The organism is Winogradskyella sp. HaHa_3_26 (assembly GCF_019278425.1).
In the GTDB taxonomy this organism is placed as follows: Bacteria; Bacteroidota; Bacteroidia; order Flavobacteriales; family Flavobacteriaceae; genus Winogradskyella; species Winogradskyella undariae.
In genome coordinates this window covers 1,106,574-1,133,075 of the sequence record NZ_CP058981.1, presented here as the reverse complement: position 1 = coordinate 1,133,075, position 26,502 = coordinate 1,106,574, and the positions used below count along the sequence as shown (strand labels likewise).

The 26,502-nt window shown below is 32.4% G+C and carries 20 protein-coding genes; 11 read left to right on the top strand and 9 right to left on the bottom strand.

Going from position 1 to position 26,502, the window contains the following annotated elements:
- Positions 1 to 17: 17 nt before the first annotated feature.
- The gene (locus H0I32_RS04965) at positions 18 to 1,118 is read right to left on the bottom strand and encodes a fatty acid desaturase family protein (protein ID WP_179312824.1); all 1,101 of its coding nucleotides are present in this window, start codon (positions 1,116 to 1,118) and stop codon (positions 18 to 20) included.
- A 314-nt stretch (positions 1,119 to 1,432) separates the two neighbouring features.
- Between H0I32_RS04965 and rsmG the strand changes: the two genes are divergently transcribed.
- Positions 1,433 to 2,062, top strand: a complete 630-nt coding sequence (gene rsmG, locus H0I32_RS04960; RefSeq protein WP_179312825.1) for a 16S rRNA (guanine(527)-N(7))-methyltransferase RsmG — start codon at positions 1,433 to 1,435, stop codon at positions 2,060 to 2,062.
- A gap of 186 nt (positions 2,063 to 2,248) precedes the next feature.
- Positions 2,249 to 4,816: a toxin-antitoxin system YwqK family antitoxin gene (locus H0I32_RS04955; protein ID WP_179312826.1), complete on the top strand. Its 2,568-nt coding sequence runs from the start codon at positions 2,249 to 2,251 to the stop codon at positions 4,814 to 4,816.
- A gap of 76 nt (positions 4,817 to 4,892) precedes the next feature.
- Here the strand turns inward: H0I32_RS04955 and H0I32_RS04950 are convergent, their stop codons facing one another.
- The 4 genes from H0I32_RS04950 to H0I32_RS04935 all read right to left on the bottom strand — a co-directional run bounded on the left by H0I32_RS04950 (position 4,893) and on the right by H0I32_RS04935 (position 9,902).
- Complete coding sequence (locus tag H0I32_RS04950; protein WP_179312827.1) at positions 4,893 to 5,624, bottom strand: T9SS type A sorting domain-containing protein; 732 nt, start codon at positions 5,622 to 5,624, stop codon at positions 4,893 to 4,895.
- 108 nt (positions 5,625 to 5,732) lie between these two features.
- Positions 5,733 to 7,631, bottom strand: a complete 1,899-nt coding sequence (locus H0I32_RS04945) for an Omp28-related outer membrane protein (RefSeq protein ID WP_179312828.1) — start codon at positions 7,629 to 7,631, stop codon at positions 5,733 to 5,735.
- A 98-nt stretch (positions 7,632 to 7,729) separates the two neighbouring features.
- Entirely contained in the window at positions 7,730 to 9,382 is a 1,653-nt protein-coding gene (locus H0I32_RS04940; RefSeq protein ID WP_179312829.1) for a DUF6029 family protein, read from the bottom strand.
- A gap of 34 nt (positions 9,383 to 9,416) precedes the next feature.
- Positions 9,417 to 9,902: a TlpA family protein disulfide reductase gene (locus H0I32_RS04935; RefSeq protein ID WP_179312830.1), complete on the bottom strand. Its 486-nt coding sequence runs from the start codon at positions 9,900 to 9,902 to the stop codon at positions 9,417 to 9,419.
- 104 nt (positions 9,903 to 10,006) lie between these two features.
- Here H0I32_RS04935 and H0I32_RS04930 point away from each other — a divergent pair, with 104 nt between their 5' ends.
- On the top strand, positions 10,007 to 11,062 hold the full coding sequence (locus H0I32_RS04930) for an Omp28-related outer membrane protein (RefSeq protein ID WP_179312831.1): 1,056 nt from the start codon (positions 10,007 to 10,009) through the stop codon (positions 11,060 to 11,062).
- Between the two features lie 85 nt (positions 11,063 to 11,147).
- Here the strand turns inward: H0I32_RS04930 and H0I32_RS04925 are convergent, their stop codons facing one another.
- The 4 genes from H0I32_RS04925 to H0I32_RS04910 all read right to left on the bottom strand — a co-directional run bounded on the left by H0I32_RS04925 (position 11,148) and on the right by H0I32_RS04910 (position 16,672).
- Positions 11,148 to 12,854 carry a T9SS type A sorting domain-containing protein gene (locus H0I32_RS04925; protein WP_179312832.1) on the bottom strand — a complete coding sequence of 569 codons (1,707 nt, stop codon included), beginning with the start codon at positions 12,852 to 12,854 and terminating at the stop codon, positions 11,148 to 11,150.
- A 144-nt stretch (positions 12,855 to 12,998) separates the two neighbouring features.
- Positions 12,999 to 14,627, bottom strand: coding sequence for an L-glutamate gamma-semialdehyde dehydrogenase (gene pruA / locus H0I32_RS04920; RefSeq protein ID WP_179312833.1), 1,629 nt, complete (start codon positions 14,625 to 14,627; stop codon positions 12,999 to 13,001).
- A 245-nt stretch (positions 14,628 to 14,872) separates the two neighbouring features.
- On the bottom strand, positions 14,873 to 15,259 hold the full coding sequence (gene apaG / locus H0I32_RS04915) for a Co2+/Mg2+ efflux protein ApaG (protein WP_173587260.1): 387 nt from the start codon (positions 15,257 to 15,259) through the stop codon (positions 14,873 to 14,875).
- Positions 15,260 to 15,415: 156 nt separating this feature from the next.
- Entirely contained in the window at positions 15,416 to 16,672 is a 1,257-nt protein-coding gene (locus H0I32_RS04910) for a DUF5103 domain-containing protein (protein WP_173587261.1), read from the bottom strand.
- A 157-nt stretch (positions 16,673 to 16,829) separates the two neighbouring features.
- Between H0I32_RS04910 and H0I32_RS04905 the strand changes: the two genes are divergently transcribed.
- From H0I32_RS04905 to H0I32_RS04870, 8 genes are all read left to right on the top strand, one after another.
- Positions 16,830 to 18,182 (top strand): Na(+)-translocating NADH-quinone reductase subunit A, encoded by a 1,353-nt coding sequence (locus H0I32_RS04905; protein WP_173587262.1) that lies wholly within the window; start codon positions 16,830 to 16,832, stop codon positions 18,180 to 18,182.
- Positions 18,182 to 19,405 (top strand): NADH:ubiquinone reductase (Na(+)-transporting) subunit B, encoded by a 1,224-nt coding sequence (locus H0I32_RS04900; RefSeq protein ID WP_173587263.1) that lies wholly within the window; start codon positions 18,182 to 18,184, stop codon positions 19,403 to 19,405. The genes H0I32_RS04905 and H0I32_RS04900 overlap by 1 nt, the downstream gene beginning before the upstream one ends.
- Before the next feature lie 2 nt (positions 19,406 to 19,407).
- On the top strand, positions 19,408 to 20,157 hold the full coding sequence (locus H0I32_RS04895; RefSeq protein WP_173587264.1) for a Na(+)-translocating NADH-quinone reductase subunit C: 750 nt from the start codon (positions 19,408 to 19,410) through the stop codon (positions 20,155 to 20,157).
- 3 nt (positions 20,158 to 20,160) lie between these two features.
- Positions 20,161 to 20,805, top strand: a complete 645-nt coding sequence (locus H0I32_RS04890; RefSeq protein WP_173587265.1) for an NADH:ubiquinone reductase (Na(+)-transporting) subunit D — start codon at positions 20,161 to 20,163, stop codon at positions 20,803 to 20,805.
- A 71-nt stretch (positions 20,806 to 20,876) separates the two neighbouring features.
- A complete protein-coding gene (nqrE, locus tag H0I32_RS04885; protein ID WP_173587266.1) occupies positions 20,877 to 21,599 on the top strand; it encodes an NADH:ubiquinone reductase (Na(+)-transporting) subunit E in 723 nt (240 codons plus the stop codon).
- Between the two features lie 4 nt (positions 21,600 to 21,603).
- Complete coding sequence (nqrF, locus tag H0I32_RS04880; protein WP_179312932.1) at positions 21,604 to 22,911, top strand: NADH:ubiquinone reductase (Na(+)-transporting) subunit F; 1,308 nt, start codon at positions 21,604 to 21,606, stop codon at positions 22,909 to 22,911.
- A 248-nt stretch (positions 22,912 to 23,159) separates the two neighbouring features.
- The gene (locus H0I32_RS04875; protein WP_179312834.1) at positions 23,160 to 24,989 is read left to right on the top strand and encodes an OmpA family protein; all 1,830 of its coding nucleotides are present in this window, start codon (positions 23,160 to 23,162) and stop codon (positions 24,987 to 24,989) included.
- 82 nt (positions 24,990 to 25,071) lie between these two features.
- Positions 25,072 to 26,352, top strand: a complete 1,281-nt coding sequence (locus H0I32_RS04870) for a hypothetical protein (protein ID WP_218747114.1) — start codon at positions 25,072 to 25,074, stop codon at positions 26,350 to 26,352.
- Positions 26,353 to 26,502: the final 150 nt, after the last annotated feature.

The window sequence follows — 26,502 nt, the reverse complement described above, 5'->3', positions numbered from 1 at the left end:
TGCTATAAAATAAAGGATTAAGCTTGTATTGCAGGGCGCGTTCCCATTTCTTTTAAGAATTTAAAATGCGCTGCTATTGCTTTTCTTGTGGTTTCGTATTCTTTATAAGGTAAATTGAATTCTTTAGCTGTAGATTTTACAATTTCTGCAATTTTACCATAATGGATATGGCTAATATTTGGAAATATATGATGTTCTACTTGGTGATTTAATCCTCCTGTATACCAATTAATAATCTTGCTTTTAGCACCAAAGTTTACGGTTGTATTTAATTGGTGAATAGCCCAAGTGTTTTTCATTGTACCATCTTTTTCTGGTAAAGGCATTTCAGCTTCTTCCATAACGTGTGCTAATTGAAAAACCACACTTAAGATTAAACCTGCTACATAGTGCATAATTAAAAATCCGATTAAGACTTTATACCAAGCGATGTCAGTAAGTACAAGTGGTATCACAATCCACATTGAGATATAAATCAATTTAGAAATCACTAGTTTACTCCAGTTAGCTACAGGACTTGGAAATTTTCCGTAAGATAATTTACGCTTCATATAACGTTTCATCTGTTGAAAATCTGTTGTAATTGCCCAGTTTATAGTTAATAGTCCATAAAGTAAAATAGAATAATAATGTTGAAATCTATGGTGTTTTCTCCATTCTGTATGTTCAGAAAAACGTAAAATTCGTCCCGCTTCTAAATCTTCATCATGACCATGAATATTGGTGTATGTATGATGTAAAACATTGTGTTGTACTTTCCAGTTGTAAACATTTCCTGCTAAAATGTAAATACTGCTTCCCATGATTCTATTGATCCATTCTTTGTTAGAAAATGCGCCATGATTACCATCATGCATTACATTCATTCCAACACCAGCCATTCCAATACCCATAACAATAGTCAGTAATAACTGTGCCCAAGTAGGAATATTTAAAGTTAGTAAAAGAAAGTAAGGCGTTAAAAACAATGTAAACATTACTATGGTTTTTACCCATAATTGCCAGTTACCTGTTCGTTTTATATCGTTTTCTTTGAAATAATTATTGACGCGTTTGTTGAGGGTTCTAAAGAACTTAGCAGAGTCTGTTCTAGAGAATGATAAGGTTTGTTGTTTCATGTATTCTATATTTTATATGATAACGTAAGGGATTATAATACATTATATAAAGGCAAAGATAGTTAATAAATAAAAAGCAATTGTTATGGATTAACTTAAAATTACAAATATAATTGATGTGTATTGAAGGGGTTATTGAACTATATTGATTGATATTTAAGGTGTTGTGAATCGGTGATGAGGTTTAATTGTTTCTCTTTTATTATTGCTATAGTAAGCTTATAGTATATGTTTTAAAGGAATAAAAAAGAGATAAATTAGAATAGTGCAATAATCAAAACTTTAAAAGAAGTACTTTTGCAGAAAGAACAGCTATGGAACTTATCCTTAAATATTTCCCCAATTTAACAGAAACTCAAATCCAACAATTTGAAGCTCTTGAGGCTTTGTATAAAGATTGGAACAGTAAAATTAATGTGATTTCTAGAAAAGACATTGACGAACTTTATTTAAGACACGTTTTACATTCTTTAGGAATTGCAAAAGTTATTGATTTTGTTCCTGGTACATCAATCTTAGATGTAGGAACCGGTGGTGGATTTCCAGGTGTGCCTTTAGCTATTTTATTTCCTGAGTGCCAATTTCATTTGGTAGATAGTATTAATAAAAAACTAAAAGTAATTAATGCTGTTGCAGAAGCTTTAGAACTTACCAATATAAGAACTACGCATAGTAGGGTAGAGGCTATTGATGAAACTTTCGATTTTATCGTTAGTAGAGCCGTTACTACAATGCCAGAGTTTACAACTTGGGTAAAAGGTAAGGTTGATAAAATTCAGAAAAATGAATTAAAAAATGGAATTCTTTACTTAAAGGGTGGTGATTTAACAGAAGAACTTAAGCAATATAAAACGGTTAAGGCATTTCTACTTTCTGATTATTTTGAAGAGCCATTTTTCGAAACAAAAAAAGTGATTCATTTACCATTGAAATTTAAAGCTTAATAAGCTATTAGGTTTTACAAGTATTATTTTGTTTTTTATATGGATTTCCTGAATACAGGGTGGTAGCATGTGCTTATTATTTAGATATTTATGTCATAAAATTTAAAAGGTAAAGGCATGCTAAAAAAAAACAAAACATTATTCTTTTCTAAAATATTTTCATCTCATTTTAAAAATTCTATTATAATGAATTTATTAAACTATCAAAAAACAGGTATTGTATTTTTTTTTATAAGTCTCTTTTTTATGCCTCTAACTTTAGAAGCACAACAAGATACTGTTTACTATAATATATCTTGGAAAGAAGCTGTAAAGGATAGTGCCGCTTTTTTTAGACCTCCAGTAAAAAAAGAAGGTGATTTATTTCGTGTTGAAGATTATTACATCTCAGGTCAAAAACAAATGAGTGGATTGTCTAAGTATGAAGATAAAGATTTTTGGGTAGAAAAAGTGAGTTGGTACACAGAGGAAGGAAACTTATACCAAGAAGGAAATTATAAGAGTAATCGATTAGATGGAGAATTTATTACCTTTTTAGATGGTGAAAAATTAGTAGCTATTTACGAAAATGGTTTTGGTAAATCTGGTGTTCAGAATAATACCCGATTTTCTAGTGATATATACACGGAAATTAAGAATGATACCATTAAAGAAGTTGTGTATGATGATGACATATCAGGTATTCGTTATGAGAATTATAGTACACTAAAATCCGGTCGATTTCTGTCTAAATATTACGATAAAAAAGGGAAAAAAATAGGCGAAATTAAAACTTTAAAGAATGGATATCTTAAAGGGGTTGAGGTTTATTATTATTTTGAGCCCATGCGTGTTAAGCAGATTAGCTATCATCCATATGAAAAATTACTAGGGGATACCGATTATTACGCCAATGGTCAGCTTAGAACATGGTTTCAGACAGATCCAGAATATAAAAAAACTTTTTTTAAAGAAGATGGAACGGAACTTGGAAGTATAATTTATGAGCTTCAGAACGATTATTTAAAACCAATAACGGGTACTGAAGTTACTTTTGCTTATGGTTATAAAAAAGAAGATTTTAACAAAGTTCTGTCTACTAGAATATACAATAATGGTCAACTCGAAAAGGAAGAACAACATTATAATGATGGCAAGATAAAATCGATTACAAGCTATAAAGACAATATTAAAGTGCTTCAAGTAAGTTTTGATGAAACGGGAAAGGAACTTGCAAGAATGGCATACAAAAACTATTATCCATTTTCAGGAGTAGAAATTAGAGATGGTAGAAAATCGACTTATAAAGACGGTGAGCTTATAGAAGAACTTAAATATTACCCAGATACAAATCTTATATTCAGTAAAAAGAACACAGAAGAAGAGATTTATTATAACAAGGAAGGTGTTGTTATGGGGACTTTAAAAGTTGAGTATAAAAATAAATACGCAAAACCTTTAGATGGCAAACGATACGAAATAGGTTATAATTCTGAGATTAATAATATTGAAACGTATAAAAATAGAGAACTCATAGAGCGTACCAACTTTATAACTAAACAAGTTGGCAAGGATAGTTTAGTAGATTTTAAGAATACCTCTTATTATAAAGATGGTAGTTATAGTAAATATAGAGAGATTCGTTATTATAGTAATGGAGCTAAGCAAAGTGATATAACATTCGAAGATTACGATAAAAAACTAGGTAAGTTTTATAGCGATAAAGGTGATCTAATCGGTACTTACGATTATATTAAAAAAGACGGAAAACTATATGAGTTTTTTGATACCTCAAACGAGGTTCGATTAGTGAAAGAAGAAAATAACGGAGTTTTACAAACTTCAAAACGTTATGATTATGGTTTAGATACAAGTTATGGTGTTATTAACCCTGTTTTAATTGAAGAAATGGATATCTCATGTTGTGCTATGTCTTATGATAAATACGGTGAAGATATCGCTAAGGTTAATTTCAAAAATAAATTGCCTTGGAAAGGTGTGATGTATGATGCTGTATCAAGAATTAAGTATGAGATAAATGAAGGAAAACGAAATGGATCTTATAAAAAGTTTAATTATAATCACGAAATTATATTAGAAGAAGGACAATATGTAAATGATAAAAAAGAAGGTGTTTTTAATGGGTATAATCGTTTAGGGAAATTACAACTTACACAAACCTACAAGAATGATATCTTAGAAGGGGAGTCTGTTAATTATGATGAAAATGGAAAAGAGACTTCTAGTATCATTTATAAAAATGGAGAGCCTTTTGAAGGAACAAAAATACTTTCGGTAAGTTACAGCAGAGAATCTGCACAAGAGATTTATAAAAAGGGAATTTTAATAAAACGTATTTCTTACGATGAGCAAGGTCGAAATGTTTCAACATTTAAAGACGGAGAGATAGCAGAAACAATAGCTTATTATAAAGATTCTGATCTTAAGCGGTTACAATATGCTTTAAATAAAAATTATGTTGAGGGAGAAGTTATTCGTTATGATAAAAAAGGAAAAGAACAACATCGCGGTATTATTAAGGATTATAAACTAGAATCTGGTACTATTTATTTGTCAGCATATAGTTTATATGATAATCGTGTCGCTTATATTATATTAAAGCGAAAAAATGATACTGTACAATTAACTTTAGTAGGGCATAAAGGTGAAACGCTTTTTTATGTAGAAGAAAATGTAGATGAAGGTTATGGTTTAAAATATATTGACAGGTTAAATATTTATATTGATAATCTAACTCCTGCATCTTTATACTAATAGGTGTGATTAGTAGAAAATAAAAAACCGTTTGAAAAACATTTCAAACGGTTTTTTATTTTAAAATATTAAAGGACTATTGCTTTACTATTTTCTTTGTAATAGAATTACCATTACCGTTAGTAAATTTAACAATGTAAGGTTGTGCAGATAATTCAGAAAAGTCAATAGTATCACCATTAGAAATCACTTTTATTTCTTTAACACTTCTCCCTAAAAGGTCATAAACAGTTGCAGATAGGTCTTCTGAAGAAGAAATATTGAGTTCATTTATAACATTAGTTGGGTAAATTTTAATTTTTGATAATTGAGATTCTTCAACACTAAGGCTTGAGTCATAACTATAAGTTACATTTAATGGTGTTCCTACTGTTGCACCACTAGCATTAAAGGCTTGAAATCTAAAAGTCCAACTCATCGGTGTTGTTGTAGAACTGTCGTTAAGGTTCCAAAAATTGTTTCCTGCACTATTTGTAGTTCCTGGAGCTATTAAAAAAGGAGTTGAAGGATATCCGCTATTTAAAGTTACATCATTTAAACAAACCCCCGCAAAACACAATTGAAAATTAGAACCATCAGTACCAACAAGCTCATCTACAAATATTCTAACATAAATATCTTCACTAGACGTATTGGTTACTTTAAATTTCCAATTACAAGGATCTGCATATGCGCAACCTGCATCAGAGAAAGCTAAAACTTGTCCCTCTGTAATGAGGCTGTCGTCACTATAATCTCTAACTTCAAACTGTGCAAAAGACACAAATGAGGTTAATAATAAGCTCATAAAAAGTAGTTTTTTCTTCATGGTATTTTATTTTTTAATTGATTGTTAATAATTAAAGTTCCTATTTTTTTTTAGTTATATAGAAAAGGAAGCTTTTTAAAGCTTCCCTTTAGTTTTGTGAAATTATTTTTATTTGCTAATTATAAATTTAGCACTGTATGATGCACTTCCATTATTAATATTCATAATGTAGTGACCAGCTTTTAATTCTGATACAGGTAATTCTATGTTTTGAGATCCAAATAAACCTTCGTAGTTATTATTAATAACTGTTCTTCCTAACATATCAGTTACTGTTACATTGTAATCACCATTTCCTGATTGGAAAGCTATATTAAGTTTGTCTGTTGCAGGATTTGGGTATATTTTAATTGAATCAATACCTGAAACTTCTTGCACACTTAAGGCTTGAGCAAAAGTACTCTGTTGCGCGTTAACAATACTGTCGTCTGTAGAATCAATTAAAACCACAACAATATGCATGTTTTCAACTGTACTTGTTGCGGGTACTGTATATGTGAAATCATAAGAAACAAGTTCTCCTGCGGTAATTGTTGTTGGTACTGAATTAGCCTGTCCGTCAAAACCGCCAAGTAAAGCACGACCAACATGGTTATATACCATTAGTGCCGCAGGTACAGAGCCAGCTAAACTTTCGTAACCGCCCATTGCTCCATTACTTCCTCCTGAATAATAATTTGTTTGGTTGTAGCCACTAGTTATACCAGTAACATCATCTTCTGTAATTATAACCGCTAATCTGTAATCAGCAGCGCTTAAATTGGTGTAAAAATTTGCGTTAGCAGTAATCGTATATTCACTACCTGTTAGAATTGCTTCTGATGATAAATCAACAGGAACAACTTCTGTGATTTGTGTATTGTAAGCTTCTACTAATGATGCTTGAGCTGGATCAACATCAATTAATTTACGGTCTACTAAACTGCTAGGATATCCTGCAATATATAGGCCTATTGCATTATCATATTCAGTAACAGTCATTGGATCTCCATTATGAACGGCTACTCCAACAACTGTATTAGGATATGTTTGAGTAATATAATCCATACCTACAGCACCTCTAGGGCACCATCCACACCAAGTTCCTGTAGCTTCCTCAATAAAAACAGCTTTATTACCAGATTGTGTCATGGTATTAAAATCTTTAGAGCTAGAGTTGTTAAGTGGATAAGAATCTGCTCCGCCATTTACACCTGTAATTGTTACCGTTATTTCTTTTTCAACAACAGAGCTGTAATTAATAACATCTGGATGCGTAATTGTAGTTGATGCTCCGCCTGTAATAAAAGTATTTATTGTTGCAGAGTTTGTATACGTTCCGTCTGTCCATTCAATATCTAGTGTAGTAATTGTATTACCACCTACGTTATTTACTTCAATCTCTAAAGGATAATCTGTACTAACAAGTCCATATCGATCTAGGTTGATGCTCGCAAGTTCAGCGTCATTATCGCTAACTGTTTTTACATATATATCATCAATGTTTAATCTAAATTGATCTGTAACAGCATGATGTCTAAACGCAACATAAATTGTTTGTCCAACAAAAGAGGTTATGTCTAAATTTCTATTGGCATAAACACCATTTGTAGCTCCTATAACTTCATTAAATGAAGTGGTAGATGCTCCCAATGTTGTAATATCAGATGCTGTTGCAACATATACGGTATAATTTTCATTAGCCCACGATTGATCTTGTCCGTATGCTTTCCATTGAAGAAAAACATTTCCTGTAGCACTTGTAAGATCTATAGCTGTAGATACCATCCAGTTATCTGGTGTTAATGCTAGTCCTGTGGTTGATGACCAAGAAGCAGAAGTTGCATGGTTACCTTGTACAGCTTCTAGGTTTGCTATAGACCAATTGTCGCTATCACCATCAGAATCTGTTAGAGTCCAATTGTCCATGGTTCCTGAAGAAAAATCTTCAGAAAAGTAAATTTGTGCTGTAGTTAGCTGAGTAAAAGATAAACTAAGCATTAATAAATAAAGTAATTTTTTGATCATGATTTTGATGTATTAGATTAATATTAAGGTTTTTCGTATTACATGTGTTTAAATTTCTGTAGATTAAAAGTTGATGTTTTTATTTTTTAGAATAGGGATTAAAAAGCGACGGTTAAATTGGCGCTTAAGCCTGTGTTTTCAGGTACAAACCTGCAAACACCACCAATACAGATTAATCCTCCGCGTTGTCTTCCGTAGTTTAATCCTAATCTTGTGTTGCCTTTGCTGTAACTTCCGCCTACGCTGTAATAGTGAATCTCATTTGTACCACCATAATTCCAGTTATCAGCTACATATGCGGCTAAACGTGTAGAGAAGTTATATTCAAAAACTCCTGCAACCCAATTTTTGCGATCGTCTTTACTCCATAAGTGTTGTGCCACAAAGCGAGCAGCTTTTCCGTTATCAAATCTTTTAGTGGTTTCTATAACACCGATGTTAGCTAAAATTGATGAATGTCCCAATGGTCCACCTTCAACAATACCTTTATCTACTAATACATTTTGGTACGTGAAAACAGAACTCCACTCTTTAGACCATTTCTTTTTAACCTCGAAATTAATATCTCTAAATAGTTGATGGCCATTTCCTATAAATTTAGCTTTGTACCATCTGTTTTCAATATTATATTCTGAATCTAACCCTCCCCAATAAGAGAAATTCATGGCTAATTTTGTTCCATATTTTCCACCTAAAGACGTGCCCTTTTTAAAGCTGTAAAATAAATCGAATTGTGTGCCAACCTCACCTGAGCGTTGATCAAAAGATTCAATGATTAATCTTGGCTGTGGGTTGTAAACGTAAATATTGGTTAATAAGTAGTCTTGTTGTTTTGTAAGTCCAGGGACATAATTGATAACTTGTTGGTTGTAAATGTTTCCTTCTGCATAACGGTCCGCGTAAAAGCTAAAATTTTCTAACCTTCTAAATGTGGCGTTTATCCCTAATCCTTTTTTTGCATACCCAGCATTGACTTGTAGTGCTGTTCCGTCGTATAATTTATTAGAAGAGATTTGTCCTTCGTTAAGTATTACATCTGGATCTTTAACAATAGCTTCAACACCTGCGTAAAAATTATTAAAGATTAAATCTAGTCGACCACCATAAGCAGCTACTGTTGTTGGTAGGGCTTCGTTACCATTAGTGTCTTGGTTTCTTGCGACATAACTTCCACCTAGTTGTATATCTACCGATTCAATATTTAATGCTCCGCTAAGACTTAAGTCGGCATCGATACCTTGTATTGTACCTTCAGAAACTTCAAAACCATTACGTTGTTGTCCAAAAACAGCTTTAATGGCCAAGTCTTTTGTAGCATTAAATTTTACGTTTATTCCTTTTAAGGCATTGTTAAGGCCTAATTGGCGGTCTTCCCAAGATCTTAATATTAGTCCACTTCCAAATTGCTCATAAAAATAACCTCCAGTAATATCTAAGGTTTCATCTTTATAGTTGAAATAATAGGTTGCCACATCGTTTTGGTTACCGTAAGTTGAATCGTCATAACCTAAAAGAGCAGAAGGGAGGTAAGATTCGTACTGAACACCAGCAGTAAATTTGCCTAAATTGTAGTTCATTAGAATATAGTTGTTGGCTCTAAATTGATCTTCTGGAGCTAAGAAGTTAATACCTTCGTCGGTTTGAAGCCATTGCGAATTAGATTCTAAGCCACCGTAAAAATAGCCTGTTTCTTGTGCGTTAATAAAATAGATTTGAAATAATATAGTGATTAGAAAAAGTGATTTTTTCATGGTAATTAATTGAAAGATAAAATGATGCAAAGGTTTATTTAGAAAGTTCTTTAATTTTTTCGTACAATTCTAATTCTGCACCAGGACTGTATCCAGAGTGTTTGTAGACAATTTTATTATCTTTCACTAAAATCGTGAGAGGGATGCTAGATGCATTAAGTGCACGTTTAAGTTCTGTATTGGTGTCTAATAAAACGGTGTATTCCCAACCTTTGCCATTTACTAAAGATTTTACACGTTTTACCGTTCTACTATCGTCTACTGAAACCGCAATGAGTTTTACATTTGTTTCTTCTTGCCACTCATCATATATGTCATTAATAGCGTCTAATTCTTTTAAACAAGGAACGCACCAAGTGGCCCAAAGTGAAATAATGGTGACTCCATCATCATTGAGGGTTTCTTTTAAAGTTACGGTTTTGCCGTCAATAGATTTTAAATCTAAATTAGGAAGTTCGTTTTGCGCTGATGCAGTAAGACTGAAGATTCCTAAGAAGAAAATGTAAATTATTCTGTTCATGTTAAAGTTTTATAATAGATACACAATATTAGTTAAAATTTTAGCAAATGCATAAGAGTTGTTAAAATTAATTAATTTAGCAAAAAACAATATAAATACGGATTATGATTTTTGAAAAAGCAACGAAATTATTTTTAATAATGATTATGTTAGTAAGTGTTTCTTGTAGTAAAACAGAGGATAATGTGCCGCTAACAACTCCAACGGCTCAAATTGAGGTTGATAATATAGCTCGAAAAGCCTCATTAATTAATCAAGAGATTCCTTTTAAGATTATAAATGAAGAAGGAGAGGATGTTACTGAATTTGCCACCTTTTATGTTAATGGTGTTGCTGTAGAGGGAACTTCTTTTTCGTCTGATATCATTGGAGATTTTGAGGTTTATGGGGTTTATATGGAAGAAGGGGTAGAGGTAACTACAAGTGCAGAAGCATTTAGTGTTATAATCCCTAAAAGAAAGATTGTTGTTGAAGATTATACGGGGACATGGTGTGGTTTTTGTCCTAGAGTTGCAAATGCGGTTAGTTTATTGAAGGAAGAAACGGATAATATTGCAATTGTGGCTATTCATGAAACAGCAAATAGTTTTGAAGATCCGATGCATTTTGATCAAGTACAATTATTAAAAGATGCTTTTGATATCGAAGGGTTTCCTGCAGCTAAAATAAATAGATCAGTAAATTGGGCTACACCTCATGTTTTTGAAGACGTTACAAGTATTGCTGGTCTAGATACTAACTTAGCATTGGCTCTAAATTCTGAATTAGTAGATGGTGCATTAACAGTACAGATTAATGTGGTTTATGAAGAAGGTTCTTCACAAGGTGATAAGCTTGTCGTTTATTTGCTTGAAGACGGTATAATCTATGATCAAGTAAATTATTATGATCAAGATAGTTCTAGTCCTTTTTATAATGCAGGTAGTCCAATTCCTGGTTTTGAACACAATGAAGTATTGAGAAATTCATTATCTAGTGTTTTAGGTGATGAAATTCCTCTTACTAGTGCTTTAACGGAATATATTACATCATATTCAATAACGGTTCCCTCAAGTTATATTACAGAAAACTTGAGTGTTGTTGCTATGGTTGTTGATGCTGATAATAATGCTAAAAATGCTCAATTTGCACATTTAAATGAAGATAAATCTTATGAGTAATAGTCTTTGAAGACTAGATTTAAATAAAAAAACCTAAACAGTATATCTATACTGTTTAGGTTTTTTATGGTTTTAATTTAAGTTTTTACTTGCTTACTACAAATTTAGTGGTGTACGAGCCGTTGTTTTGTCCTAATACATTTAAAATATAAAAGCCTGAAGTTAAATTAATCTGAATTGCAGTTCTACTTGTTAATTCTCGAGTTGAATTAAAAACTATTTTACCTGTTAAATCACTAATTAAAACAGTTGCTGTACTATTTAAATTTGAGCGTAATACCAATTCATTTTGAACAGGATTCTTTTCTAATTGCATTGTTAATAATTCTGAATCCGGAATATTTAAGGATGCATCTAATATTTCAGCTAAAACAAAAGCAACATTAGCTTCGGTAAGTTGAAGGTGAGGTTCGTTAGCGTCTGGTGCAAAAATATTAGCAAAAGGTGTGTTATCGGTTGTTTCACTATCGTCTAAATCAATAGGGTAGTGCCAATTGATATCGTAATTTGTTGCAGCATCTGTAATATCTAATGCTAGTGCGCTAACCGAGGGTATAAAACTAAATTTATCAATCTGTAAAGCGGTGAAAAAATCTTCACCAATACCTCCAGTACCTCCAAAGGATGCTGTTAAATTAGATAAATCAAATAGTCCTCCTGGAGCTGAATCGATACCATCAAAGTTTGTGGTTCCTGAATTGGCAATACTTTCTACGTTAGGAACAAAGGGAGGTAAAAGCGGTGCGAAAAAACGACTTACTTGTTGTGGTGATCCTGCAGCAGGTGTCATGTTTAATTCTATTTCTACGTCTACAGTACCTAAAACAGGAACTTCTACAGGTAATGTTACATCTGCTATGGCAAATCCGTTTGTTATAGGTGTTACTCCGTCTGCTGCTAAATATGGACTTCCATTGCCACTACCATTGATAATGGCAACGTTACGTACGTCCTCAGGAAAGCCACTAGCTGTTAAATTATTTATATGAGTTTCAAAAATAGTTCTAAAGGGATGTGGTTCTGGTAATGTTGCTGAAGCGTCAAAAGTGACTAAATCATTTCCAGATAAATGTGCTTCAAAATGATCTACTAGTAATTGTTTGCTAGCAGTTGATTTAAGTAAATCTTCAATAACGGGTTCTAATTCTGTAACAGGGTATAATGCGTTATAGGCTAAATAGTTTAGCTGATGTTGTAATCCGATAGGGACATTTGCTCCGTTGTGTGGTGCATCAAAAGAGATGTAAAGCCTTGTGTCAGCATCTATAGAGTTTGCTTCCATGTAATTTAAGGCATAACGAGAAATCAATCCTCCCATGCTTGGTCCTATAATCACATTTTGTTCGGGGTTGTTTGGTGCTTTGTCTATATTAATGATCTCAATTAATTCAGTTAAAAGCATAGCATTTCGTTCTATAAAATCAGAACCTCCATCTATAATCTCAGCATCTTCAACTCTTGTGTAAACAGGGAAATTTAAAATAACAATATCAAAACCTTCAGCGCGTAATTGATCTGCTAAATTTTGAGTTCCAATAGTATTTGTAAAGTCTAATAAACTATAAATGCCATTAATATCTCTTAAATCACCAGCATCTAAACCATCAACAATAATTATAGGTTTGTCTAAAATATTGTCTGCGCTTAAGAATATTTCGTATTCCCCTTGGCCTGGATAACTTGTGGCCTCACCATAAGCAGATAGGTCTGGTGTAATAGTTGAGGTGAATGCTATTTGTGAAAAAGTAAGTAACGGAAAAAGTAATAAAATAGAAATGTATAGTTTCTTCATAGCTGTAGATTTTAGTTATTATCTTGAAAAGATACAAAGTTTACTTTAAGAATTATTATTTATGGTGATCATTTCTATTTCAAACAAAAAAAAATCCTTAAAAGCAGATTGCTGATAAGGATTTGTATTTTAGATTTTTAGGTGTTATTCTCCTAAAAATGGATATCTATAATCTACAGGAGTTACAAATGTTTCTTTAATTAATCGAGGAGACACCCAACGTAATAAGTTTTGAGGGCTTCCGGCTTTATCATTTGTTCCAGACGCTCTAGCACCACCAAAAGGTTGTTGTCCTACAACAGCTCCTGTTGGTTTGTCGTTTATGTAAAAGTTTCCAGCAGCATTCTGAAGTGCTTTTGTAGCTTCTTCAACAGCATATCTGTCTCTAGAAATAATAGCGCCAGTTAAAGCATAGTCACTTGTTTCGTCAACCAGCTTTAATGTTTCTGAGTACGCATCATCTTCATATATATATATTGTAATTACAGGGCCAAATAACTCTGTAGACATTGTTGTGTATTTTGGATTTGTAGTTAAGATAACTGTAGGTTCAATAAAGTACCCTTTAGATTTATCGTAATTACCACCAGCAATAATTTCAGCATTGCTATCAGCTTTAGCTTCATCGATATATTTCGCTAATTTATCAAAAGAACCTTCGTGGATTACAGCGGTGATAAAGTTGCTCATATCTTCAGGAGATCCCATTTTGAAAGATTCCATATCTTCAATTAGATATTTTTTTACATCTGCCCAAATTCCTTTAGGAACATAAGCTCTAGATGCAGCACTACATTTTTGACCTTGAAATTCAAAAGCACCACGAGCAATAGCTGTTGCAACTTGTTTAGCATCGGCTGTTTTATGTGCAACTATAAAATCTTTACCTCCAGTTTCACCAACAATTCTTGGGTATGTTTTGTAGTTGTGTATGTTATTTCCTATTTGTTTCCATAATTCTTTAAATACATGTGTAGAACCTGTAAAGTGTAAACCAGAAAAATCAGGACTTGCTAATACTGTATTTGTAATCATTACCGGATCACCAAAAACAACATTAATAACACCATCTGGTACACCTGCTTCTTTAAAGATGTCCATAATAACTTTTGCAGAATAAACTTGGCTATCACTTGGTTTCCAAACCACAACATTTCCCATTAAAGCCATACAAGCTGGTAAGTTACCGGCAATAGCAGTAAAGTTAAACGGTGTTACAGCGTATGTAAATCCTTCTAGTGGTCTGTATTCTACTCTGTTCCATGCAGCACTTGTACTTTCTGGTTGCTCCATGTAAATGTCTGACATAAACTGAACATTAAAGCGTAAGAAGTCAATAAGCTCACAAGCAGCATCAATTTCAGCTTGATAAATATTTTTAGACTGCGCTATCATCGTAGCGGCATTAATCTTTGCTCTGTATGGACCAGCAATTAATTCTGCAGCTTTTAAGAAAATACCTGCACGTTGTTCCCATGGCATTTGAGACCAAGATTTTCTTGCTTCTAATGCTGTAGCAATAGCATCTTCAACATGGCTTTGTTCAGCTAAGTGATATTCACCAACAATATGTTTATGATCGTGTGGAGGTGACATAGTTCTGGTATTTCCAGTTTTTACGTCCTTACCATTTATATATAGAGGAACTTCAACTTTAGAATTGAACATTGATTTATAAGCCTCTGATACTGCTTTGCGTTCTGCAGAACCAGGTGCGTAAGACATAACAGGTTCGTTAACTGCTACGGGTACATTAAAGAATCCTTTTCCCATCGTTAAATTGTTTTATGTTTCCACTAAAAGTAGAAATCTATTTGTTTTTAGTTTGAAAGTGTAAGTAACAAATGTACAATTTTTATGAGAAAATATTTTTTTGAAACGTTATAGCTATGTGAAAGTTGTAAATGTGAATTTTACATATTTATTTCATCAAATTAAAGCTTAAGTTTAATGCTTATCGTTTTGTGTAATAAGTTGAGTTAAGAATATTTTAAGCTATTAAATTAAAGGGATGAGATTTAATTTATAGCAAAAGGTGCACTTAGTTTAAATGAAGGGATATAAACTTTAAAGTTATCAGATGTTGTGTTATTTGTCATGTTATAATAACCTTGCATAGCTCCAAAAGGAGAGGTTAATAGACAACCTGAATTATAAGTGTGAGATTCACCTGGTTTTAAAATAGGTTTTTTACCAATAACGCCTTCGCCTTCTATAACTTCTTCATTATTTAAGGCATCAAGTATTTTCCAATGTCTAGAATGCAATTGAACAGAATCTTTACTCTGGTTTTCGATGGTTACTTTGTAACCAAAAGCGAAATGTACTTTGTAATTTTTGTAAAATGTGCCTTCAAAATTGGTTTCTACAGAAATTTTGATACCGCTTGTAACTTGTTGTACCATAGTTTATAGTGTTTGATCTATGCTAAAATAACATAATTTTTGAATGATTCCTTGTAATTAAAGTGAGGTCTCTTATTTTTTAAAGAAAGAGCAGTTATGAGGGTTTAATATGCTAAAACACTAATTAAAAGTGTAAATATTTTTCATTTTCATAATTTAGTTCGTGATATCTACTGAGCTTGCTTCTCCAAATCCAATAAGGCGATCGTAACGAGAGCCTAAATCTTTATAGTAAACTAAAACTTTATAATTATTTTCTGTTTGCCAAAAGTTTCCGCTGATAATACCTTCATCTAATTCTCCTGTTTTTTTATCTACCGTAACAAATTTGTAGTTGTAGAACCCTTGCTTCATAAGCATTATGTTTTCGTAACGTTTACTTTCAATGTTATAAAGCATTTGGGTTAAGGGTTCTAAAGTGTATCCATTAAAATTGCCATAGATAAATATGTTTTTATCTATTAATTCATCATGTAATAATGAAAAGTGCACCATCACATAATCTGCCTCAATATCTACGTTAGTTTTATCTAAAACAGTAACGAGAAAATTACCATTAATATCAGGGTTATAAGTGTATGGTCTGTCTTTTCTAGCGATGTTAGTGTATAGGTAATTGTGATAAAGATCTTTTAATTCTATACGTTGAACACCAATATTTGCAGCTCTAACATCTTTGTTTTCAAAAAAGTTGTATTCATTTCCGGACCAAAATGAAGAAGCTGTGTCGTAACGGTAAATGAGTTCATTACCTAGAGTGTATTGTGGTTTTAAATCTGTAATCGCTGTGTTTAGATTGTTGTTTTGAATGACTAGTGTTTTAATCGTTTCAAGAGGGTTGTTTAAATTCATGCCACTCGTTGTAATTTTGATATCTACAGATTGTTTCTCTGCTATAGTTTTTACATCTCTAGAGCGTTTTACTTGAACTCCAACATTTGTTAGGCTTTCATAAATCATAAATTTTCTGCTGAACATAAGTTCATCATAATCATCATAAATTGAAATCATGTAGTTGCCACTTTTTAATAAGCCACGTGTTTGTGTGTTTGGGATTTCTAAATTATAATGTGAATAAATTTGATAGGTGTTAAACGAATTTTCGTAATCTAAAATACGTTGATTATCCATACCACTTAAGTATTCAGATTTAACTAAACTTGAAGGTGTCCAGTCAAAATTGAAATGTTCAATAACGTAATAGAAATCTTCTTCATCTCCTGTTAAAGCATCAAATTCTAAGGTTAATGATTCACCAAGACTAAATATAGGCAGTTGCCCTTGTGTGGTATTATTGCTTTTAAAAGTAATGGTTTTTATAAAGTCTGGAGGATTTAGCTCAGTAGCGACTTGTGATATTACAATTGTTGGAAATACAAAAAGTATAAGAAGGCTTAAATAGTTTTTTTTCATTTTAATTGAATCTAAGTGCATAAAGATAATCAAAATCTGTGCCTTATGGTAATTGGATTATTTATAATGGTTATAAATAAATAACATGATTTTAGAGGGATTTTAAGCATTAATTTGTAAATTCGCACGGATTTTTAGACAACTAATCTTTAAGTATATGTCAAAAGACATCAGAATTAAAAAGGGTTTAGATATAAGGTTAATCGGTCAAGCCGAGGAAGCTACAGAGAGTGCTATTATTAGTAATTCTTACACTATTAGACCCGAAGATTTCCATAGTATTATTCCTAAACTTGTTGCCAAAGAGGGGACGCATGTTAAAGCAGGTGAAACTTTGTTTTTTAATAAAGACAATGAGGCAATGAAATTTGTTTCTCCAGTTTCTGGTGAGATTACGGAAATACAACGTGGACCAAGACGTCGAATAGACGCTATTAAAATAACTGCAGACAAAGCGCAGGCTTTTCTAGATCATGGGAAGTTTGACTTAAATTCGGATGCTGAAAAAACTAAAGCACATTTGTTAGCTTCAGGATGTTGGGCTTTTATAAAGCAACGTCCTTACGATGTTATCGCTAAGGCAGATAGCACACCAAAAGCTATTTTTGTGTCAGGTTATGCAAGTGCACCTTTAGCTGCAAATTTAGATTATACTCTAGCTGGGAAAGAAGCTGAGTTACAAGCCGCTGTTACAGCGTTGTCTAAGTTTACAGAAGGTGGAGTTCATATTTCAGTTGGAGCTAAGTCAAGTTCACCTTTAGCTAATCTACAAAATGCAATAACACACAAGGTTTCAGGACCGCATCCTTCAGGGAATGTAGGGACTTTAATTAACAAGGTTAATCCTGTTAATAAAGGTGAAACGGTATGGACTGTTAATGCACAAGATTTAGTGATTATCGGTGAGTTACTTCTTACTGGGAAGTTTAATGCTGAGCGTATTATTGCTTTAGCGGGTTCTTCTGTTAAAAAACCACGTTATTTTAAAACTAAATTAGGTGCAGAAATTGCAACTATGGTTTATGATAATGGTGTTGAAAAAGACAGCAATGCTCGTTTTATTTCAGGAAACGTATTGTCAGGAAAACAAGTGCAACCAGATGGTAACTTAGATTATTACAGCAATGTGATTTCTGTGATTCCAGAAGGTGATGATTACGAGTTTTTTGGATGGAACAAACCTGTTTTCAATAAGGTGTCTACATCTAGAGCTTTAACCTTTTCTTGGTTAACTCCAAAAAAGAAATTCGAATTAAATACAAATACAAACGGAGAACATCGTGCATTTGTGACTACAGGAACTTATGAAGAAGTATTTCCTTTAGATATCTATCCAATGCAGATTCTAAAAGCTTGTATGTATAAAGATTTAGATGAAATGGAAGCTTTAGGGATGTACGAAGTTGCACCTGAGGATTTTGCTTTAACGGAATTTGTATGTGTATCTAAGCAACCGCATCAAAAAATAATTAGAGAAGGGTTAGACTTAATGCTTAAAGAAATAGGATAATGGGTTTAAAAAATAATTTACATAATTTTAAGGAAAAGAATAAAGACAAGAAGTGGATTCCTGGATTTAACGCCCTTTTTACGTTTTTATATATGCCTAATGAAACCACTCATAATGGTACTCATATAAAGGCAGCTGATGATTTAAAACGTACAATGAATACTGTAATCATGGCTTTAGTTCCATGTTTAATATTCGGTATGTTTAATGCTGGTTATCAGCATTATTTAGCACAAGGTTTAATTGAATCTGCAAATGGGTTTTTAGGAGCTTCATTTTGGACTTTAGACAATCTTGTAGTTGGACTTTGGAAAGTATTACCACTAGTCATTGTTTCTTACGGTGTTGGTTTAGCAGTAGAATTTGTTTTTGCCATCATTAAAGGACATGAAGTAGAAGAAGGTTATTTAGTAACTGGTATGTTAGTGCCGCTTATTGTACCAGTAGATATTCCATTATGGATGTTATCTGTTGCTGTAATCTTTGGTGTTGTTATCGGTAAAGAAGTATTTGGTGGAACAGGAATGAATATTCTTAATCCAGCATTAACCATTAGAGCCTTTTTATTCTTTGCTTATCCTACATGGATGTCAGGAGATAAAGTATGGATTCATGGAGCTGTAGAACGTGATCAAATGATTGCTGCAGGTCAGAATGTAGATGCTATTTCTGGTGAAACTATATTAGGTACTTTAGCACAAGGTAAAGAAGTTGCCTATTCGGTTTGGGATATGTTCTGCGGAATTATTCCGGGTTCGGTAGGAGAAACATCGACACTTTTAATTTTAGTAGGAGCTGTATTTTTAATCTTCGCTAAAATAGGAAGCTGGAGAATTATGTTATCTTCTGTTGTAGGAGCTTTAGTAATGGGATTAATTTTTAATGGTCTTGTTAGTGCTGAAGTAATTACTGAAGGAAGCAAGTTTTATGGATTAATGAGTACAGAATTCTGGCATCACTTACTTATCGGAGGTTTTGCTTTTGGTACTGTATTTATGGCTACAGATCCTGTAACAGCATCACAAACAAATAAAGGGAAATGGATTTATGGTTTCTTAATAGGATTTCTTTCTATTATGATCCGTGTATTTAACCCTGCATATCCAGAAGGTGTAATGTTAGCTATTCTATTAATGAATGTGTTTGCACCAACAATTGACCATTATGTGGTTCAAGGGAATGTTAAGAAAAGAATGAAACGTCTAAAAGCAAAAACTGCATAACGATGGAAAATAGAACAGATAAAAATTCATACACTATAATTTTTGCCATAGCTATGGTATTAATCGTAGGTTCATTACTAGCGTTTACTGCATCTTCATTAAAACCGACTATTACAGAGAACCAACGTATAGAAAAGCAACAGAATATTCTGTATGCAATGGGTGTTAATGAGAATGATGAAAGTAGTGCGAATTTTGTTTCTACAAACGATGCACCAGAGTTATTTGAAACATATATTCAAAAGCAATTGGTTATTCAAGACGGAAAAGTAAGCGAAGATGATCAAGCTTATTTAATAGATGTTAAAAAAGAACAAGCAAATGCAAATGCAGGTAAAGCAAGAAGATTGCCTTTATTTGTTGGTGAAAAAGATGGTAAAACATTTTACATAGCACCAATTAGAGGTAAAGGTCTTTGGGATGCTATTTGGGCTTATGTTTCAATGGATGAAAACATGGTTGTTCAAGGTGCATTTTTTGATCATGCTGGTGAAACACCTGGATTAGGTGCTAACATTAAGCAACGTTTTTTTATGGATGATTTTATTGGTGAACACCTTTTAAGTGATTCAGGTACTTTTAAAGGTATAGATGTTGCTAAAGGAAATGCAGATCCAAAAAATTTAGATAAAACAGATAATGAGGTTGATGCAATTGCAGGAGCTACAATTACAGGAAATGGTGTTTCAGCTATGATAAAAAGTGATTTAAAGCTTTACGAACCTTACTTTAAAAATTTAAAAAACAATTAATTTATGGGACTTTTATCAAAAAAAGATGCCAAGTTAATCACAGATCCATTAGCGGATAATAACCCTATTACTATTCAGGTATTAGGTATTTGTTCTGCTTTAGCAATTACAGCAGAGTTAAAAGCTTCGATTGTAATGGCTGTGTCTGTAATGGCTGTTTTAGCTATAGGAAATGTAGTGATCTCTTTAATGAGAAACATTATTCCTTCAAAAATTAGAATTATTGTTCAATTGGTTGTCGTTGCTGCTTTAGTAATTATAGTTGATCAAGTTTTAAAAGCTTTTGCTTACGAGTTAAGTAAAACACTTTCTGTTTTTGTTGGATTGATTATTACAAACTGTATTATTATGGGACGTTTTGAAGCTTTTGCTTTAGCAAATAAACCATGGCAATCCTTTTTAGATGGTATTGGTAATGCAGCTGGTTATGGTTTAATACTTATTATCGTTGGTTTCTTTAGAGAGCTTTTAGGTTCTGGTACTTTATTAGGATTTAAAGTTTTAGGAGATCCTATTGAAAAAACAGGATTGTATGCTATCGGTTATGAAAATAACGGTTTTATGTTATTATCTCCAATGGCATTGATTGTTGTAGGTATAATCATTTGGATACAACGTAGTAGAAACAAAGCTTTAATTGAAGACTAAATTAGTTTAAGGTTATTTGTTGTTGATGGTTTAAATTGACAATTAAATGCTAACAACTAAAAACAAAATATATGGAACATATAGAATTATTTTTCAAATCGATTTTTATAGATAACATGGTATTTGCTACATTCTTAGGGATGTGTTCTTACTTAGCTGTATCTAAAAAAGTAAGTACAGCTGTTGGTCTTGGAGCGGCAGTAATTTTTGTACTTGCAATCACTGTACCTTTAAACTGGCTATTAGATCAGTATTTATTACAACCAGGAGCTTTATCTTGGTTAGGTGAAGAATACGCTAGTTATGATTTAAGTTTCTTATCTTTTATTATGTTTATTGCTACTATTGCTACAATGGTACAATTGGTAGAAATAGTTGTAGAGAAATTTTCACCATCTTTATATAATTCATTAGGTATATTTTTACCACTTATTGCTGTAAACTGTGCCATTTTAGGTGGTTCATTATTTATGCAATCAAGAGAGATTCCTACTTTAGGATTAGCAACAACTTATGGTGTTGGTTCTGGTATTGGATGGTTCTTAGCTATTTTAGCAATTGCTGCAATTCGTGAAAAAATTAGATATTCTAACGTGCCACCAGCTTTACGTGGTTTAGGAATTACATTTATTATTACAGGTTTAATGGCTATCGGCTTTATGAGTTTTGGTGGTATGTTAACTGGTGGTGATGATGAAGCTAAAGAAGAAGTGACTACTACTACAGTAGAAGCTGAAAAGAAAATAGAAGAAACAAAAGCATTAGCTGATAACACAATTAAAGTAATTGAGTAGTATGATATTATTAGCAGCAAGTACAACAGGGACAATTTTAGTAACCGTAGTAGCATTTTTAATAATTTTAATGTTATTAGTTGGGTTATTATTATTTGTAAAACAAAAATTATCACCATCAGGACCTGTAAAGATTTTGATTAATGGTGAACGTGAAATAGAAGTAAGTTCTGGAGGTTCTTTATTAAGTACTTTAGGAAACCAAAAAATATTTTTACCATCAGCTTGTGGTGGTGGTGGAACATGTATTCAATGTGAATGTCATGTATTATCTGGTGGTGGAGAAGCTTTACCAACAGAAACACCTCACTTCTCAAGAAAAGAACTGGCACATGGTGCACGTTTGTCTTGCCAAGTAAAGGTAAAACAGGATATGGAAATTACCATTCCTGAAGAAGTATTTGGTATTAAAAAATGGGAAGCTGTTGTGGTACGTAACTACAACGTTGCATCTTTCATTAAAGAGTTTGTTGTTGAAATTCCAGAAGATATGGGTTACAAAGCAGGTGGATATATTCAAATTGAAATTCCTCCATGTGAAGTAAAGTATACCGATATGGATATTACAGCTCATCCTGAAGAACATGAAACTCCAGATAAATTTCAAGCAGAATGGGATAAGTTTAAACTTTGGCCATTAGTAATGAAAAATACTGAAACAGTAGAAAGAGCTTATTCTATGGCTTCTTACCCAGCTGAAGGACGTGAAATTATGCTAAACGTACGTGTGGCTTGTCCTCCGTTCGATAGAGCAAAAGGCGGATGGATGGATGTAAATCCTGGTGTTGCCTCTTCTTATATCTTTAACCAAAAACCAGGTGATAAAGTTGTTATTTCAGGACCTTATGGTGAATTCTTCATCAATGAGTCTGATAGCGAAATGCTTTACGTTGGTGGTGGTGCTGGTATGGCTCCAATGCGTTCTCATTTATATCACCTTTTCAAAACCTTAAAAACAGGTAGAAAAGTGACTTATTGGTATGGTGGACGTTCTAAACGTGAATTATTTTACTTAGAGCACTTCCGTGAGTTAGAAAGAGATTTCCCTAACTTTAAGTTTTACTTAGCTTTATCTGAACCAATGGAAGAAGATAATTGGAAAGTAAAAGAAAATATTGATGCTCCTGGAGATGGTTTTGTAGGGTTTATTCACAATTGTGTAATAGATAACTATTTAAGCCTGCATGATGCACCAGAAGATATTGAGTTATATTTCTGTGGACCACCATTGATGAACAAAGCAGTTCAGAAAATGGGTGAAGATTTCGGAATACCGGATGAACACATTAGATTTGATGACTTTGGAGGATAATTCTAAAGTTTATATATAATATTAAAAAAGCCGATTCATTTTGAATCGGCTTTTTTTGTTTTAAACTTTTTCTTAAAAGATATTCTTTGTTCTCTTTTTGCTAGAAGTTAGCAGTGCATCATTATTTGTTGCTTTGTTTTAAGTGCTTTTATACTATGTTATTTTAAAAATTTTATTCCTTAAAAGGGTAACAATTTTATAGTCTTCTTTATATAAGTCTGAATAACTTAATTTAAAACACATTCGCAATGAAGAATTTATCAAAACTATTAATCATGCTATTTGTATTTGCAAATGTATTTTCTACAATTGCCCAAGAAAATATATTAGATGACATGCAAAGTAATGTAGTAGAAGCTGCATTAGAAAAGAATTATTTTCAATTAAGTCCTAGAATAGGATATGATTTTCCAACCTATAAAAATAACACCCCTTATATAGATTATAATGGTGGTTTAGATTTAGGTATTTCTTTAGATTACTATTGGAGTTGGTTTGGAGTTGGTGCTGATTTCGATTACATAACAAATCAACCAGAAAGCAATTACCCAACGTCTAATCTTTTTGAGCCAGATCTTTTTACTGCTATTAATACATTTAATTTAAGTGAAGAAAAAGTAACTCGTATGTTTTATGGTATTGGTCCAAATTTTCAATACAGGTTACCATCTGGTAAATTTAAAGCAGAACTTAATACTCGTGTTGGTTTAGCTTCTATTACAGGTGGGAGAACGCTTCTAATGGGTACTTCAACAGCTTCTAATACCTTTCCTTTAAATTTTCATGCGGGTTATAAAGATTCAGGTGTTTTAACTTTTAAAGGTCAGATACGATTTACTTACGCTATTACTAAAAATATTGGAGTTAACCTTGGTGCTTATTATATGCATCACTTAGGTGTAGAAGAATTAAGTGAATCTGGTGTTTCTGCCTTATATCAACCGCTTACTTCTGTAGCAGGTGCTAATGGTGATCCTTTTAATACTTTTGATGGAGAGGTGTTATCAAGATCAAAACCTTGTGATTGTGATATTTCTTCAATTGGAGCATTTGCAGGTTTAACTTATAAATTCACAAAAAAGAAAGAGGATAAAAAAGAAGAAGAGGAAAATATTTGTCCAGTTTGTAAAGAAGATCATTTTCCTCATTGTTGTGCAACTTGTGGTTGTGGAATTACAATTACTGCTAAAGATAAATTTTCAGGAGAAATTCTTCCAAATACTGATATTGTATTAAAAGATTTAGAAGGTAATATTATAGAAAGTGGTACAACCAATTCTTTTGGAGTTATTGTTTTTAGTGATGTGTTAGAAGCTGATTATGTTATTAGCGGAAATCTATATGATGTTGCTTTAGATAATGAAAAGATAAGTCAAGATGAATTTATTCAATGTAAAAAGGAAGGAAATAGCATCCAGAAAGTAATTTACTATGGCGATGAAAATTTTATACTTAAAGGTAATGTTGTAGAATGTAATGCAGATTCAGGTTTACAAGCTGTAGATATTGGTCTTTCAGATAAATTAGCAGCTTTAGAAAAGCATACATTATCTAATGATGTTGGTGATTTTATGTTTCATCTTAAACAGGCTTCTATTTATGCTTTAAATGGTAAAAAAGATGGTTATTATTCTAATGAGGTAGAAGTTTCAACAAGCTCTTACGATAGAAATAAAAGTTTATTTATCGATTTTGAATTGTGCATCGATCCTTGTGGTAAAGCCATAAAACTAGATAATATTAATTTCGATTTAGATAAGTCAGAAATATTACCAGTCTCAATTCCAGATTTAGAACTTATTGTAAAACTGATGCAAGACAATCCTAACATTCAAGTAGAAATGTCATCGCATACCGATAGTCAAGGTTCTGATGAGTACAATAGAAAACTATCACAACGTCGTGCAGATGCTACTGTAGAATATATTGCTAGTCAAGGCATCTCTAAGGATCGCTTAATAGCAAGAGGTGCTGGTGAAACCGAATTAAAGAATGTAAAATGTGCTAATAATGTACCCTGTACAGATGATGAGCACCGTGTAAACCGTAGAACAGAATTCAAAGTAATTTGTTTCTAATCATATTGATTTAATCTGCTATTAATCATTAACCAAATCAAGGCAGTTGTTAATTGCTGCCTTGATTTAAAACTTAAACAAAATGAGAAATTTATATATAAACCCCAAATGCCAAATGTTATCAACCTATCTAAATTATACATTCAAAATGATTTGTATTTTCATGCTATTATGTTTGTCTTCTTGTAGTGATGATGAAGTTTGTGCTTATGATGAAGATAATCGAGATGTAGATTGTGCCGATTTAGAGCTTAACATAGGTGATGTTTGTGATGCTAATGGTGATGGAATTGATAACGGAATCGTTAATGAGTTTTGTGAATGTATTGCCGAGAGTCTTGATTTTGATTGCGAAGAGTTGCAACTTAACTTTGGTGATATGTGTGATTCTGATGGTGATGGTATTTCAGATGGAACTATTACAGATGATTGTGAGTGTCTTACAGATAATACTGTTGGTTTCGATTGTGAAGAGTTACAGGTTAACTTTGGTGATCCATGTGATTTTAATGGTGATGGTAATTTAGATGGAATTATTACTGATGATTGTAATTGTGTTTCTGAAAATACTGTTGATTTTGATTGTGAAGCGTTGCAACTCAACTTTGAAGTTGCATGTGATTCGGATAACGACGGTGTTAATGACGGAACTGTTAGCGAAAATTGTGAATGTACTCCTGGATTTCCAGAAATAACAGCTTGTCCTGGTTTTATTCAAAATGGTGATTTTGAAATTACAACAGGAGATCCAAATGCTGTAATAGATGAAGATGTTGATCTAGCAACCAATTGGAAAGCCTTATGGCAATCATCAACTAGTCTTGCCGATTTATTTGATAATACTACTACCAATTTCGGTCAATCTTGCTTCACAGCTCCAACTCCATCTACAGGTGTTTTTGCATCTATTTGGGTAGAAAACTCTACAAATTCTAATGCGCTTTACAGAGAGGGTATGTTTAATGAACTTACAGTGACTATAAATCAAGGTTCAGGTCTCTATTCTTTATCTTTTGACTATGCTAATATGAGTGAATCGTGTTCCGCTTCAAATGATGTAAAGGTTGGTGTTTATGGTGTGTATCATCCAAACACAAATCCATTACCAGCCAGTCCAACAGGGATTGCTACACCTACAAATATAGATTTGTTTGGCAGTACAAACACTGTGTTTTTAGGTGAAGTAGTTATTACTTCAACGACAACTAATGCTTGGCAAACGGCTTCTTTTACAATCGATACAAGTGCATTATCATTTCCAGCAAATGGTATTAATCATATTATGATTACTAATTCACACCTTCCGTTTGATGCTTATGGAAAAATGTATGTAGGATTTGATAATTTTTGCTTAGTGAATTAAAATAGGTGATTTTAGAACTTACCTAAAAATTATAGAGTATGTAAAAGAAAAAAAAGAGACTGTTTAAAAAGGCAGTCTCTTTTTTTATATCATAAAAGTCACCGAATAGTTATATTAAGCTATAAAGATCTTTTAAATAACAAATCACCG